At 68.1% G+C, this 13,663-nt stretch carries 7 protein-coding genes and 1 pseudogene; 2 read left to right on the top strand and 6 right to left on the bottom strand.

Translation table 11 applies throughout. The annotated features are described in order from the left end of the window. Positions 1–166: 166 nt before the first annotated feature. From HFP89_RS03235 to sfsA, 5 genes are all read right to left on the bottom strand, one after another. The gene (locus HFP89_RS03235; protein WP_168716207.1) at positions 167–2,506 is read right to left on the bottom strand and encodes a choice-of-anchor D domain-containing protein; all 2,340 of its coding nucleotides are present in this window, start codon (positions 2,504–2,506) and stop codon (positions 167–169) included. 91 nt (positions 2,507–2,597) lie between these two features. Continuing rightward, positions 2,598–5,282 (bottom strand): serine/threonine-protein kinase, encoded by a 2,685-nt coding sequence (locus tag HFP89_RS03240; RefSeq protein ID WP_168716208.1) that lies wholly within the window; start codon positions 5,280–5,282, stop codon positions 2,598–2,600. Beyond that, positions 5,275–5,862: an ECF-type sigma factor gene (locus HFP89_RS03245; protein WP_168716209.1), complete on the bottom strand. Its 588-nt coding sequence runs from the start codon at positions 5,860–5,862 to the stop codon at positions 5,275–5,277. Before HFP89_RS03245 ends, HFP89_RS03240 begins: the two co-directional genes overlap by 8 nt. A gap of 318 nt (positions 5,863–6,180) precedes the next feature. After that, positions 6,181–6,816 (bottom strand): NAD(P)-binding oxidoreductase, encoded by a 636-nt coding sequence (locus HFP89_RS03250; protein WP_168716210.1) that lies wholly within the window; start codon positions 6,814–6,816, stop codon positions 6,181–6,183. A gap of 344 nt (positions 6,817–7,160) precedes the next feature. Then, a complete protein-coding gene (gene sfsA, locus HFP89_RS03255; RefSeq protein ID WP_206212202.1) occupies positions 7,161–7,964 on the bottom strand; it encodes a DNA/RNA nuclease SfsA in 804 nt (267 codons plus the stop codon). Between the two features lie 415 nt (positions 7,965–8,379). Between sfsA and HFP89_RS03260 the strand changes: the two genes are divergently transcribed. Further along, complete coding sequence (locus HFP89_RS03260) at positions 8,380–12,387, top strand: glycoside hydrolase family 2 TIM barrel-domain containing protein (protein WP_168716212.1); 4,008 nt, start codon at positions 8,380–8,382, stop codon at positions 12,385–12,387. 44 nt (positions 12,388–12,431) lie between these two features. On the opposite strand, the gene HFP89_RS03265 is transcribed toward HFP89_RS03260, so the two are convergent. Next, a complete protein-coding gene (locus HFP89_RS03265; protein ID WP_168716213.1) occupies positions 12,432–12,992 on the bottom strand; it encodes a CPBP family intramembrane glutamic endopeptidase in 561 nt (186 codons plus the stop codon). A 153-nt stretch (positions 12,993–13,145) separates the two neighbouring features. Here HFP89_RS03265 and HFP89_RS03270 point away from each other — a divergent pair. Beyond that, positions 13,146–13,663 (top strand): annotated as a pseudogene (locus HFP89_RS03270) (hypothetical protein); the annotation flags it as partial.

Genomic DNA, 13,663 nt, shown 5'->3' on the forward strand with positions numbered 1-13,663 from the left:
GTGCAATTGATTCTGCTCGGGAAGCGGAAACAATTCTTCCAGGGACGCGCGATGCGCGTCGTGCAGGCCATCGATCCGCCGGATCGCGTTGGGCGAAGCGTAGCGGGTCTTCGACCGGTTCAGTGGCCGGACCGGGGCGAGACGGCTGGCCCGTTCACCGTCGCGTTCACCGAATCTCGGCCTCGAACCCGCTGAAGAACACCACGTCGCTGGTCCCGCGCAGCATCAGGCGGTCCGGGCTGGCGGCGGCGTTGGAGTCGACGATCAGCGTGGCCTCACGCAGCCCGGGCGCCGTCGGTGCGTAGCGGAGGTCGATCGCACAGCTCTCGCCGCCGTCGAGCGCCGCGCCGGTGCAGCCGTCGGCCAGCAGCGAGAAGTCGGCCGCGTGGGCGCCGCCCAGGGTCAGCGCGGCGATCTCCAGCGGGCCGATGCCGATATTCTCGACAAGCAGCGAGCGGATGGCCTGCTGGCCCGCTTCGACATCCCCGAAATCCAGCGGCGCATCGGAAAAACCGACCACCGGCGCCGGCAGGCCTTCACCGGCCAGAGAAATCGAGTCGGGGCTGGTCGTTGACGTGCCGATGAGCTGCAGCGGGCCGCCGATCGGACCCACGGCCTGCGGCGAGAAGCGCAGCGTCAGCGTGCAGGCGCCGTCGACCGCGATCCGGATCGGCAGCGGGCCGCAGCTGCCGCCGACGACCGAGAACGAGGGGTCCGGCAGCGCGATGCTGTCGATCGACACCAGGCCGGTGCCCGGGTTGGAGAGCGTGACGGTCTGTGTGCCGCTGGTCGCGCCGACCTCCCAGGCGCCGAAGTCGATGGCCGCAGCGCTGAAGTCCAGCAGCGGCGTGCCGGTGACGCGGCCGTAGACCAGGTAGGCCTGGCCGGCGTCGACCCGGCCGGACGGCGCGGCGTTCGGCGCGCCGCTCAGCAGGTCGGCCACGCCGTCGTCGTCGACGTCGCCGGCCGACCAGACCGCCCATCCGTTGGCCTCGTTCTCGAATTCACCGATCAGGGCGAGGCCGTCGCTGCCGTCCAGGTCGGCCACGGCGATGCGCGCCGGGAACGCCGTGCGGCGCCCGAACACCACGTAGCTCCGACCCGTCTCGCCGGCCACCGGGCCGGTGCCGCGGATCGCGCCGGCCAGCAGATCGTCGACGCCGTCGCCGTTGACGTCGCCGAGGCGGCCGACGCGCCGACCGAGGCGATCGTTGTCCGCCTCGCCGTCGATCGTGAAGCCGTTGCTGCCGTCGAGTCCGGCCAGGCTCATCGGCGAGGTAAACCCGCCCGCGCGCCCGAACACGACGTGAGCGGTGCCGGCCCGGAAGATGCCGCCCGGGTCTGCGACGAAAGCGCCGATGATCACGTCGTCGAAGCCGTCGTCGTTGACGTCGCCGGCCCCGCTGGCCGAAATGCCGGACCGGTCCTGAGCCACCGCGCCGTCGAAGCGCACGCCGTTCGACCCGTTCAGGCCCGACAGGTCGAAATCCAGCGGAAACGAGGAAGCCCCGAACACCAGGTAGGTCCGGCCCGCGTCGTCCAGCCCGCCGGCGGACGCCGAGCTGGCTCCGACCACGAAATCGTCGAAGCCGTCGCCGTTGACGTCGCCCGCGCCGGCGATGGCATCGCCGAGGTTGTCGCCGGCGGCTTCGCCGTCGAACCGGAAGCCGGAACCGGCATCGAGGGTCTGCAGGTCCAGCACCGCCGGAAACGACGGTCGACCGTAGATCACATAGCCCCGACCGGACCACGCCCCGTTGGCACCGCCGTCGACCGCGGCCAGGCCGACGTCGTCGAACCCATCGCCGTTGATGTCGCCGAGCAGAGCGACCTCGTCACCGAGAAAGTCCCGCGACTGCGCGCCATCGATCCGGACGCCGTTGCTCCCGTCCAGGTCGGCCAGCGAGAACCGCGCCGGCCACGCGCCCGCCCGGCCGAACACCACGTAGGCACTGCCGGCGGCGTCGCGACCGTCCGGGTCCGCGGTGTAGGCCCCGATGACCAGGTCGGCGAAGCCGTCACCGTTGACGTCACCGTCCAGCGCGACCGCGCTGCCCGCGCGATCGAATTCCGATACGCCGTCCAGCGCGAAGCCGTTGCTGCCGTCCAGGTCGGCGGGCGAGAACGAGCCGGGCAGGCCGCCGGCAGTGCCGAAGACCAGATAGACGGTGCCGGCGGACGACTGGCCGTTCGGATCGGCCCGGTCGGCGCCGATCACGAAGTCGTCGATGCCGTCGCCGTTGAAGTCGCCTGCGCCGCCGACCGACCAGCCAAGCTTGTCCTCGGCCGCCACGCCCTCGACGATGACCCCGTCGCCGCCATCGAGCAGGCCCAGCTGGATTTCAGGCGGAAAGGCCTGGGCGAGAATCGCGGCGGGGACGGCCAACAGCACCATCGCCAGCAGCGCGGCGGCGAGCCGCGCCGGAGACACCCGCTCGGGCGCGACGAGAGGACGATCGCCGACCCCGGCGGCAACGCTGGCGGCAAGCACGTGATCCGTGTTCATGGGTGCAGTCCATTCAGTAGGGCCTCACCCGGAGAAAACGCAAACCGGCGGCGCCGGCGACAATGAATTTCCCGCGACGACGGCCGGCCGGCTACGGGCAGTCCAGCGCCGGCCGGTCGACGAGACAGTCCAGCAGCGCGAGCGACGGTGCTTCGGGCGCCAGCGCGGCGCGCAGCCGCGGTCCGGCCTGCTCGATCCGGCGCTCGGCGGCCGTGCTGCGCCCTTCGATGAGATCGAGTCGCGCGACCTCCAGCGCCAGCATGGCCGCGCGTGGATGGTCGGCGCCCAGCGCGCGCCGGTAGTCTTCGGCGAGTTCGAGGTACTCGGAGCGCGCCGCGGCGTGGTCGCCGGTGCGGCGAAGCAGCTCGGCCCGCCGCGCGCGGGCGCGGAACGCGGCGGCACTGCGCGCCGGGGCCGTGTCCAGGACGGCCTGGATCAGCGCCTCCACCTCGCCGCGCCGGACGGAGTCGTCGGGCCGGCCGACCCAGCCGATCCAGGACCGGAGGAGGCGACTTCGCAGGGTATCGACGTGGTCGCCGCCGAGCACCCGGCCGCGCGCTTCGGCCGCGCGATCGGCCAGCGCCGACGCCTCGTCGAGCTGCCCGCGCTCGAGCAGCAGCGCGGCCAGGTTGTGGCGGGCCCGCAGGCTGGCCGGATGGTCGGGCCCGAAGCGCGCCTCGCGCAGACGCAGGGCTTCGCGCAGCGGCGGTTCGGCCTGGGCCAGTGCGCCCCGGTCCTGGTGGGCCGCGGCCAGGTTGTTGAGCAGCAGGTAGCGCTCGGGGCGGGTCTCGGTCTTCGCGTCCAGCTCCAGCGCGCGCGTGTACAGCTCGATCGCCCGTAGGAAGTCGCCGGCATCGTGGACGGCGTTGGCGCGTTCATTGAAGTCACGGGCCAGCACCGGGTTGTCTTCGCCGAACAACCGGATCCGTCGTGCCAGCAGTTCGTCGAGCACCTCGCCGACGCGCGCGTACTCGCCGGCCGAACGGGCGAATACCGCGACGTTGTGCAGGCCCAGCAGCAGCGAGGGATGGTCCGACGACAGCCGGCCGCGCTTGCGCGCCAGCGATCGCTCGGCCAGGACCAGCGCAGCGGTCGCGTCGCCCCGCTCGTTCTCGACGATCGCGAGGTTCAACTCCGAGGCGGCCAGGTCGAGGGGGGTGCCCAGCCGTTCGCGGACATCGATGACGTCGAGCAGCACGCGGCGCGCCTCGTCGGCCCGGCCCGCCTCGGCCGCCCAGACGGCCCAGTCGTTGAGCAGCTCGGCGCGCAGCGCGGGATCGAGATCGGGACGATCCTCGGCCGCGGCGCGCACCAGCGCGGCGTCCCCGGCGAGTTCGTCGAGCGTACCGGCCCGTGCGCCGGCCACCAGCATCTTGCCGCGCGCCTGCAGCGCGGCGTCGGGATCGCCGGCCCGCTCGGCCGCGGCAACGGCGGTGGCGTAGAGCTCGACGGCCCGTGAATAACGATCCAGCGCCAGCCAGACGCTGGCCAGGGTGCTTGCGAAACTCGCCTGCAGCGCCGGCTCGGCCCGAGTGACGGCAAGCTGCGCTCCACCGCGCTCGAGCACCTCGATGACCGTCACCTCGTCGCCGCCGGTCGACTCCGGACGCGCCGACTCCAGCAGTTCGGTCAGAAAGGACAGGGTCTGTTCGGCCCGCGCGGCCTCGAGGCGGGCGCGTTCCGACTCGACGACGATCCACCAGAGCATGACCGCCGACAGCAGCAGGACCAGGCCGGTCACGGCGACGCCGGCGCGGTGATGCGTGACGAAGCGCCAGGCCCGGTAGATCGCCCGCCCGCGCAAGGCCTCGACCGGGCGCCCGTCGCGCCAGCGCTCCAGGTCGGCGGCCAGCGCGTCGGCACCGGCGTAGCGATCGGCCGGTCGTTCGGCGGTCGCGCGGTCGACGATCGCGGCGGGCTCGCGGGCCAGCGGCCGGTCGCCGGCGGTCAGTACGGTCTCGATCAAGCGGCCGAGACTGAAGACGTCGCTGCGCGTCGAGATCGCGCGGCCCTCGACCTGTTCGGGGCTCGAGTAGTCCGGCGTGTAGTAGCGCGTGCGCGTCTGCCCGTCGTCGGCCGCGCCGGGCTCGGTCAGCCGCGCGATACCGAAGTCGAGCAGCTTCGGCTCGCCGCTGCGGGTGACCAGCACGTTGGCGGGTTTGATATCGCGGTGGATGACCAGGTGTTCGTGGGCAAACTCCACCGCGCGGATCACGCGAAGGAGCAAGTCGATGCGCTGCATCTGCGACAGGCCGCGCTCGGCACACCAGGCGTCGATCGGCACGCCGTCGATGTGCTCCATGGCCAGCCACGGCTCGCCGTCGGCGGTCGTGCCGCCGTCGAGCAGCGTGCAGATGGCGGGGTGGCGAAGCTCGGCCAGGATCTGGCGTTCGGTCCGCAGTCGCTCGAGTCGGTCCGGGTCGGGAAAGCCGCGGATCAGCTTGACCGCGGCGCGCTGGCGGTACTCGTCGTCGGCGCGCTCGGCCAGGAACACCGTGCCCATGCCGCCGCTGCCGATTTCCTCGATCAGTCGCCAGGCGCCCAGCCGACGACCGGCGCCCGCCCGTTCGCGCTCGAAGGCCGCGGCGCTTTCCCGTACGGCCCTGTGCAGCGGGTCGAGGTCGTCGGCGTCGGCCGCCAGCAGGCCACGGAGCCGCTCGAGCAGCTCGGCGTCGTCGGCGCAGGCCCGACGTATCCAGGCGTCCCGCTCGTCGGCAGGGACGTCCAGCGCCCCGTCGAACAGGCGCAGCAGCCGTTGCTCGCGCACCTCATCCATCGGCCAGGCGCTGCTTCAGCCAGGCCCGACCGACCCGGAGGTCGCGCTGCACCGTGCGCTCGGACACCTGCAGGTGCTCGGCGATTTCGCCGCTGTCGAGATCGCCGAAATAGTGCAGATCGACCGCTTCGGCGGCGCGCGGGTTCAGGCGGGCCAACGCCTCGAGCCCCTCGTCCAGCGCCAGCAGGTCGACCGGCTCAGCGCCGCCGGCCAGGTCGCGGGTGTGCAGCGTGACCTGCTGCCAGTCACCGCCGCGCTTGGCGGCCGCCCGGCGCCGCGCCTGGTCGACCAGGACCTGGCGCATGACCCGCGCCGACAGCGCGAAGAAATGCCGACGATGCGCCGCGTCGAGCGCACCGCGATCGAGCTTGAGCCAGGCTTCGGCGATCAGTTCCGTGGGCTGGAGACCGGTGGCGGCGGGCACCCCCGTGAGGCGTTTCGCCAGCCGGTGGAGTTGGTCGTAGACCAGCGGCAGCAGCGCATTCCCGGCCGCGCGATCGCCCCGGCCCCACTGCTCGAGCAAGCGCGTGATCTCCTGCCGGGACGCATCGACGTTGGACGGATCGGACGTTCGCGACACGGTCTTCCGCGGTTCATGGGTTCCGGGGACAGCATACCAATCCAACCCCGGTGGCCTTCCCTCGTCCTTCGTGGATGCGGTCGGGCGAACGCGTTGCTCCTGGCAGCTGCATGCTCCACCCTGCTGGCCGGCGCGCCAGGCGCATTCGCACAGAACGACGACACCGAACAAGGAAACACCTTCGCCTCGACCGCGAGCAGCGACAGCGCCGATCTCGACCTGGTCACGGTGACCGGCAACGTGCTGTACTCCGACCAGATTCCTTGGACTGTGCCTGTCCAATTGATTCCTGACGCGGAGTCATACTCGACCCCTTTGTCAGTTGAGCACTGGTGCCTCGTGGAGGTAGCTCGACTCCTCGATGCTCGAGACGAGGAAATCGGCCACGCTGGCTCTCGAGATGATGCCCATGCGGAAGTCTTCCGGTTCGGTTCGAACCGTGTAGTCGACCGAGGACCCGCCGGTCAACACCACGGGCCGCGCGATGGTCCACTTCATCGAGCTTGCCTTGATCATCGTCTCCTGCTTCGACTTGTCGGCGTAGATCCGCGCAAAGACCGCGTTGAAGCCCAGCCGGTTGATGGGGTTCATGGCCTTGCCGCTGTCGCCGGCACCGTATCCGGTAACCACCAGGAGGCGGTCGACGCCGCTGGCTTCCATCGCCGGCAGGAGAATATCCGTGGCTTTGGAGAACAGGTCCGTGCCGCCCAGCACCGTGCCGGGGCCGAGCTTGATGCCTAGCGCCACGACCACCGCATCGACGCCGTCGAGTGCGCGTTTCACGGACGAGGCATCGAGCGCATCCCCGTCGAATTTTTCGAGCTTCGAGTCGTCCAGCACGATGCCGGATGCCGAGCGGGCAAAGGCCCGTACCCGATGCCCCTTGTCCAGCGCGCGCTTGACCGTTTCCAGCCCGATCCCGCTGCTTCCACCGATCACCAGTACGTGTGCCATGGCTCGTTTCTCGTCAGGACCGGGCAATGGAAACATGAACACCGTGATCTTCGCGGGAGCAGGAGCGCGTCGGGGGTGTTTTCCTGCCGGCGCCAGGGGCCGTTCGACTGGCGAACAAAGCGGACACCCATTCGCAGCACCAATTCGTAGCAGAGGCGGTTCATTGACCGCGTTCGGGGTGGTCGATCGTGGAGCGAAATCCGGATTCTGGGGCGCATCTCCTTCACGTCATTCCGGGGCGCCGCAGAGGCGAATCCGGAATCTCCGTACGTCTGCCCGAAGTCCCGAAGCCAACAGACAATGGTCAGCCCCCATTCAGAACCATCGGCTGGAAAGGCCGGTCGCTAAACGGCCCGTCTGACCGGCCCCCGTCGCTTCCATCCGGACCACGCATCGAGTTCGGAACGGAAGGTCGCGGGACCGGCGGGATCGTAGTCGCTGAGGTCGACGGGAAGCGTGCCGGCGAAGCGGAAGCCTTCCGGGCCCGGGTCGATCCGGACCGCGCGGAAGCGAACGCCGGCGTCGGCCGCCGCGCGGGCGGCATCGGCGAAATCCGGATCGTGGACCCGGCTGGGCCGCAGGGCCAAACCGTCGGTGCGCTGGAGCACGAACAGCACGGTCGCGCGCCGGCCGGCGTCGACCTCCTGCACGAGCTCGTGCAGGTGCTTGGTCGCGCGGGCACTGACGGAATCGGGAAAATAGGCCCGTCGATCGGGATAGACCAGGTGGCAGTTCTTGACTTCGACCAGGTGGTCCGTCGCGCCACGGAGAAGAAGATCGATGCGCGAGTTCTCCCCGTAGCGCACTTCTCGCTCCAGCGACCGCCAGCGCTTCAGCCCCGGCACCAATCGCGCCCGGATCAGCGCCTCCGCGATGCGGTTGGGCGCCTGCGTATTGGCGCCGACGTAGCGGCCGTCCAGTTCGAGCAACTCGAGGGTCCATCGCAACTTGCGCGTGCTGCCTTCCGGTGCCGCCGACACCCAGGCCCGCGCGCCGGGCCGGACCAGCCCCTCCATGCGTCCCGGGTTGACGCAGTGCGATTTCTCGATGCGGCCGTCTTCGAATTCGACGTCGGCGACGAACCGGTCGTAGCGCGCAACGAGCCGGCACTCGTGCAGGGGTTCCGTGTGGGGGATCAGGGGGCTCATCGGTGTTCCGTCCGGTCGCAGGTTCGAGGCATGAATCCATGATGCCGATCGCATCGGTTGGTTCTGTCGGTCGTGCCGAGGCCTACGGTACAGCCTTGCAGTCGTGACGTCCGGCAAGGTATCGGTCGGTCATGCCAGCCGAAACCACACGCCAATGTGCGCAAGCCGGAAGATCTCCAGCAGAATTGCCAAGAGCATCACGATTCGCTGCGTTTTCCCAACGATTTCCTGTGCTAACGTCTTCAGGACGGGTCGAGCGAAGCGATTCGAGCTTCGCCGGTCCCGCCGGGTTCTTCATTGTTCAGGGCGCTGATCCCTGCATGTCGGCCCGGCCGTCGAAGGCCATCGGGGGGTGGTCGACCGAGTTCCGCCAGGTCGCCGATCAAGGGGTCAACCGTTGCCCAGGGTTCCTTCGATGCGTCCTGTTGGTCTACTCCCGCAGATCCTGCTGATCCTGTTCAGCGCTCCTTCTCTGGTCCACGCATTCCAGCAGGGCGACTCGGACCTGTATGTGAGTCAGTTCCAGGATCTGATCGCGAATTCCTACGCGGCAGTGGACGACCCGGCACTGGCGCCGGTCGGCCTGCTGTTTTCCTGTCAGGACACGGGCTACCAGAACTCGACCGGCACGATCCTGGTGACGGAGCCGACACCGACCGTCGTCAGTGCCGCCGAGGTCCAGCAGCGCTGTGGCGAAACCACGGACTGCGTCATCGGCGGCAACGTCACGCTGAACATGGACGGCGCGCTGAAGGTCCGCTCCCTGGTCGTCCGGGACGGCGGCACCGTCGAATGGTCCGACCTGACGCAGACGGCCAGCGACGCCTGGCTGTGTGCGGGCTACGTGGTGGTCGAAGCTGGCGGCACCTGGGAGATGAACCTGCAGGATGCGTTCAAGCGCGCCTGGATCTACATCATGAACAACGGCGCCACGCACCATGGCCTGCGCACGCGGGCCTTCGGGAGCTTCGTCGAGCATGGCCACCGCACGGGGCATGGCACGCATCCGTATTTGCGCGTCGTCGGCCGCGAGCTGGACCGGACCTGGTCGTTGCTGGCCGAGCCCTTGCAGCCGAACTCCAGTTCGATCCGGCTGATCCATGACCCGATCGCGATGGGCTGGCAGGTCGGCGACCGCATCGCCGTGGCACCGACGGAAAGCGGCATGGACGACAACGCCCAGGCGTTCTTCATTGCCGGCATGCAGCCGGATGGCACGGTCACGCTGGATCGCCCGAGCAACGGCACATCGACGCACCGGGCCGAGCGCAGCTGGCCCGCGGGAACGGAGGCGTCCCTCAGAGCCGCGGAAGTGATCAACCTCAGCCGGAATGTCATCGTTACCGGCGATGATTTCGAAGAGATCGCCTGCGACTCGACGCTGGAGGAAAGCTGGCCCGGCTTCGGGACATCGACGGAAGGCTGCATGTGCACCTCCGACCGAAGCTCCTGCACCATGGGGCTGCACGCCGCCTCGGCGCATGCGGGCTTTTCGGAAGTCGCCAACGCGCGCATCGAGAAGTGCGGCCAGCGCGGCGTCGAGGGCAAGTACTGCCTGCACTTCCATCACATGTCCGATTGTTCCAACGGCGCGCCGGGCACGGAGTCGCGGTGCATCTATCGCAACAACGCGATGGAGTTCTCCCAGCAGCGTGGATTGATCCTCCATTCGACCCACCATGCGCAGATCGAAGCCAACGTCTTCTACGACGTGCGCGGCGCCAACCTGTACATCGAAGACGGCAACGAGATGCTCAACACGGTGGCCTACAACGTGGGCATCTGCCCGCGCGGCGACAACGGCTGCACGCTGCCCGGGACGTCGAACGGCCAGGCCGATACCTCCCTGAACCAGACGGGCCTGTACATGGAAAGCCCGAACAACCTGCTGGTCGGAAACCGGATGGTCAACTTCTTCAACGGCATGTTCAACAATGCCGGCAACGGCCGGGCGGCCGTCGCGGGCCAGGTGTGCGGCGGCAATGTGCCGATCGGCTTCTGGGAGGGCAACACCTTCCACTCGAACGGCCGCTTCGGCACCTACCTGCTCAACGGCAACTTCCCGCTGCGCGACACGGGGCAGTCGGTGGCCAACAATGGCACCACGAACGGCGACGACGACTGCGCGGCCTACGATGCCTTCGGCGAAGATGCCGGACTGCCGTCGGTGATCACCAACCACTTCGACTACGGCAACGCCTTCGTCGGCCAGTACGCCGCAGGCGACATCCAGTACCGGAACCACGTCACGATCGACAACCTGAATTCGATCTACTGGAAAGAGACCAAGACCTTCCAGGACGGCTGCTCCGCGCACATCAGCGACTCCCATTACGAGGGCGGCAGTGCCGATCTGCCCGACGCGATGGGCGCCTTCATCATCGAAGACACGACCTTCGAGAACTACGGGCTGCGCGCGAACCACCACTGTGACGTCGGCGTCACCGGCTACCTGTGCATGCCCCAGTACGTCCTGCACGACGTGACCTGGAGCAATGGGCGCAGTACCTGGGTCGATTTCGACATCAACAATGGCGAGACCAACAACGGGGGCATCTTCACGCTTTCGCCGGAGAACATCGAAGCCAAGGCGAACGGCGCGGTCTTCGACATCTTCCCCCCCGAATTCAACGCCGTGGTCGGCGGCAATTTCAACTACCTGCTGGACCTTCCGGAGGAGAACTGCGCGGCCTCCGGTGCGATCGGCCTGGGCGGGCGCTACGACAACGGCATTCTCTGCGCCGCTCCCTTGACCGCGCTGAAGGTCTTCACGCGCAACCACGCGGGCGGCGACTTGGTGATGACCGTGTTCGATCGGCAGACAGGCAATCAACTGGCTCAGCAGACCGTGCCGCACCTGGCGATCACGGATCGCAAGCAGGGCTATTCCGTGCCCGTCATTTCCGGCGATCGCTACCGCTACGTGCTGACCCTGGCGTCGGGCCAGGACTTCGCTCCGGACTGGGTCATCGATTTCGGTGACCTCACCGTCAGCAATCGCTGGGGCATCGAACGGCTACACCTCGACGTTCAGGGCCGAAGCTGCAGCGGGACGATCTACTCGAATCACGATCGGCGCTTCTACACCAGCGGTGATTTCTCCGACGCGATGTGGGGCGGCGGCGCCTGTACGGGCCAGCCCGCCATGCCGGCCTCGGACTGCAGCGTCCGGCCCGACCTGACGGTGAACCAGAATCCTGCCTACGCCCCCTGGCACGACCGCCTCGATGCGGCTTGCGCGACCGTGGACTGCGGCGACAACGGCGCCTGCTCGGCGCGCTACCTCGGTGCGTCCCTGCCCGTCCTGCCCACGTATCAGTGCGTCTGCCGGGAAGGCTGGTACGGAGAGACCTGCTCGACGCAGGATCCGGGCGGGCCGGGCAATCCCGGACCGATCGAAATCGACGGCCGCATCCTGCGGGTCGACAACGAACCCTATGAGATCCGCGGCGTGGCCTGGAACCCCGTGCCCCGGGGCGGCGTGCACCCCAGCGATCTCGACTTCTCGGGCTTTGCCGACATCGACATTCCGCTGATGGAGGAGCTGGGGATCAACACGGTTCGGACCTACGAGCCGATCGTCGACACGGTGGTGCTCGACAAGCTGCACGCCGCAGGCATCAAGGTCATCAATTCGGCCTACAACTGGGGCGGGGCGCCGGTGTCGAGCGTCGATTCCGTGGTCAATGCCGTTGGCGGGCATCCGGCCATCCTGATGTGGTCCGTCGGCAACGAATGGAACTACAACGGCCTGTACATCGGGCTCGATCTGGCGGCCTCCGCCGCGCGCGTCAACGAGGTTGCACAGCGCATCAAGAGCCTGGATCCGAATACGCCGGTCGCAACGATCTACGGCGAACTGCCCTCGAGCGGCATGGTGGAGCAGCTGAACCACATCGATGTCTGGGGGGTGAATGTCTACCGGGGTATTTCCTTCGGCGATCTGTTCGACCAATGGCACGGGATCTCCGGTCGCCCCATGTTCATCGGTGAATACGGCGCGGATGCCTACAACGCCAACCTCGACGGTTCGGGATCGGCGATCGGCTATGACCCGGAAAGCCAGAGCGACGCCGTGGTGGCGCTGACCCGGGAGATCTTCGACAACATCGTTTTCGAAGATGCAATGGGCAATCAGCGGGGCGTGCTCGGCGGCCTGTTCTTCGAGTGGGCCGACGAATGGTGGAAGGCCGGCAACCCGGATCAACACGATGTCGGGGGCGTCGCGCCCGGCGGCGGTCCCTATCCCGATGGCACTTTCAACGAGGAGTACTGGGGGATCACGGACATCGACAGGAACCGACGCTGCGGCTTCTATACGCTGCAGGCTCTGTACGCCTCGATCATCAACGGCACGCCCTTCGCGCCACTGGACTGTGGCCAGGTGGGTGCCTTGGCGATCTTCAACGACGGGTTCGAGTAGTCGAACCCTTCGATCGACCGCGCTCGAGCGACGGTGCCGTTCGCTCAGTCCAGAGCCTCGAAGCGCAGCAGCGGCATGGCGAGCGGGCGGCCGATGAAGCGCGGCCAGGCGATGATCAGCGCGACGCCCAGCGTGCCGGCCAGCATCGAACCCGAGACGGGCGAGGCCAGCAGCAGGGTCGGTGCATTGACCAGCGCGTGTACCGCCATGGTCACCCAGAGGTTGCCGGTGCGCAGGTAGAGCACCGCCAGCAGCACGCCGGCGCCGAACAGGTTCACCAGTTGAGCGAACAGGGCGGTGGGCTCGAGATCCTGGTTGATCAACAGCGTCGGCAGGTGCCACGGCGAGAACACGAGGGCCGAGATCACCACGGCCGCCGCCAGGCGCATTCGTTCCGATGCGATGACCCCCAGCCGCAGGTAGAGCTGCGGCAGCAGGAATCCGCGAAAGAAGCTCTCTTCGAACAGGGCCGTGCCGAGCAGCATGGCCAGCAGGAAGCCGAGCACGTAGCTCCCGCCCGGCGCCTGCCAGGCCGGATGCAGCGTCGGCGCTCTGCCGGTGGCCAGCGCCAGCAGCTGGATGGCGACCCAGAGACCGACGAGCACCGCCAGTCCGGCGCGGAGCGACGGGATCTGTGGACCGGGATCTGTGGACAGGCACGTTGTAGGAAGCCCACCTACCGAAAATCGAGTCGTTTTCCGATTTCTTCGATGTTGATCGCGGGTTACGCTGGCCCTTCGCTTTCCCACGCCGGACTCATGCCGCAAGCGCGAAAACGACTGGTCTCGACCGAAATGACGCCGTTCTATCACGTGGTTTCACGCTGCGTGCGGCGGCAGTTTCTCTGCGGCCTCGATCCCTTGACCGGCCGGGACTATTCCGGTCGAAAGCAGGAGATCAAGGACCGCCTTGCCTTGCTGTCCGAGGTCTTTGCGGTCGACGTCTGCGCCTATGCGATTCTCTCCAACCACTACCACCTGGTCCTGCACGTCGATCCAGAGCGCGCCATGGCCTGGGACGATCTCGAACTGGCGCGTCGCTGGACCCGCCTGTTCAGAGGCCCGGCGGTCGTTCGCGCCTTCGCGAACGGGCAGTCGCTGACCGAAGCTCAGGAAAAAGTCGCCCGGAAGCATCTGGCGGAGTACCGAAATCGCCTGGGCAGCCTGTCCTGGTTCATGAAATGCCTGAACGAGCCCATCGCCCGGCAAGCCAACGCCGAAGACAACGTCACCGGCCACTTCTGGCAGTCGCGCTTCTACAGCCAGGCGCTGCTGGA

Origin of the sequence: Wenzhouxiangella sp. XN79A (assembly GCF_012272825.1) — a bacterium.
In the GTDB taxonomy this organism is placed as follows: Bacteria; Pseudomonadota; Gammaproteobacteria; order Xanthomonadales; family Wenzhouxiangellaceae.

Bases quoted from the DNA above. Each gene is read 5' to 3' on its own strand.
- HFP89_RS03235 (WP_168716207.1), bottom strand. From the start codon at position 2,506: ATGAACACGGATCACGTGCTTGCCGCCAGCGTTGCCGCCGGGGTCGGC.
- HFP89_RS03240 (WP_168716208.1), bottom strand. From the start codon at position 5,282: ATGGATGAGGTGCGCGAGCAACGGCTGCTGCGCCTGTTCGACGGGGCG.
- HFP89_RS03250 (WP_168716210.1), bottom strand. From the start codon at position 6,816: ATGGCACACGTACTGGTGATCGGTGGAAGCAGCGGGATCGGGCTGGAA.
- sfsA (WP_206212202.1), bottom strand. From the start codon at position 7,964: ATGAGCCCCCTGATCCCCCACACGGAACCCCTGCACGAGTGCCGGCTC.
- HFP89_RS03260 (WP_168716212.1), top strand. From the start codon at position 8,380: ATGCGTCCTGTTGGTCTACTCCCGCAGATCCTGCTGATCCTGTTCAGC.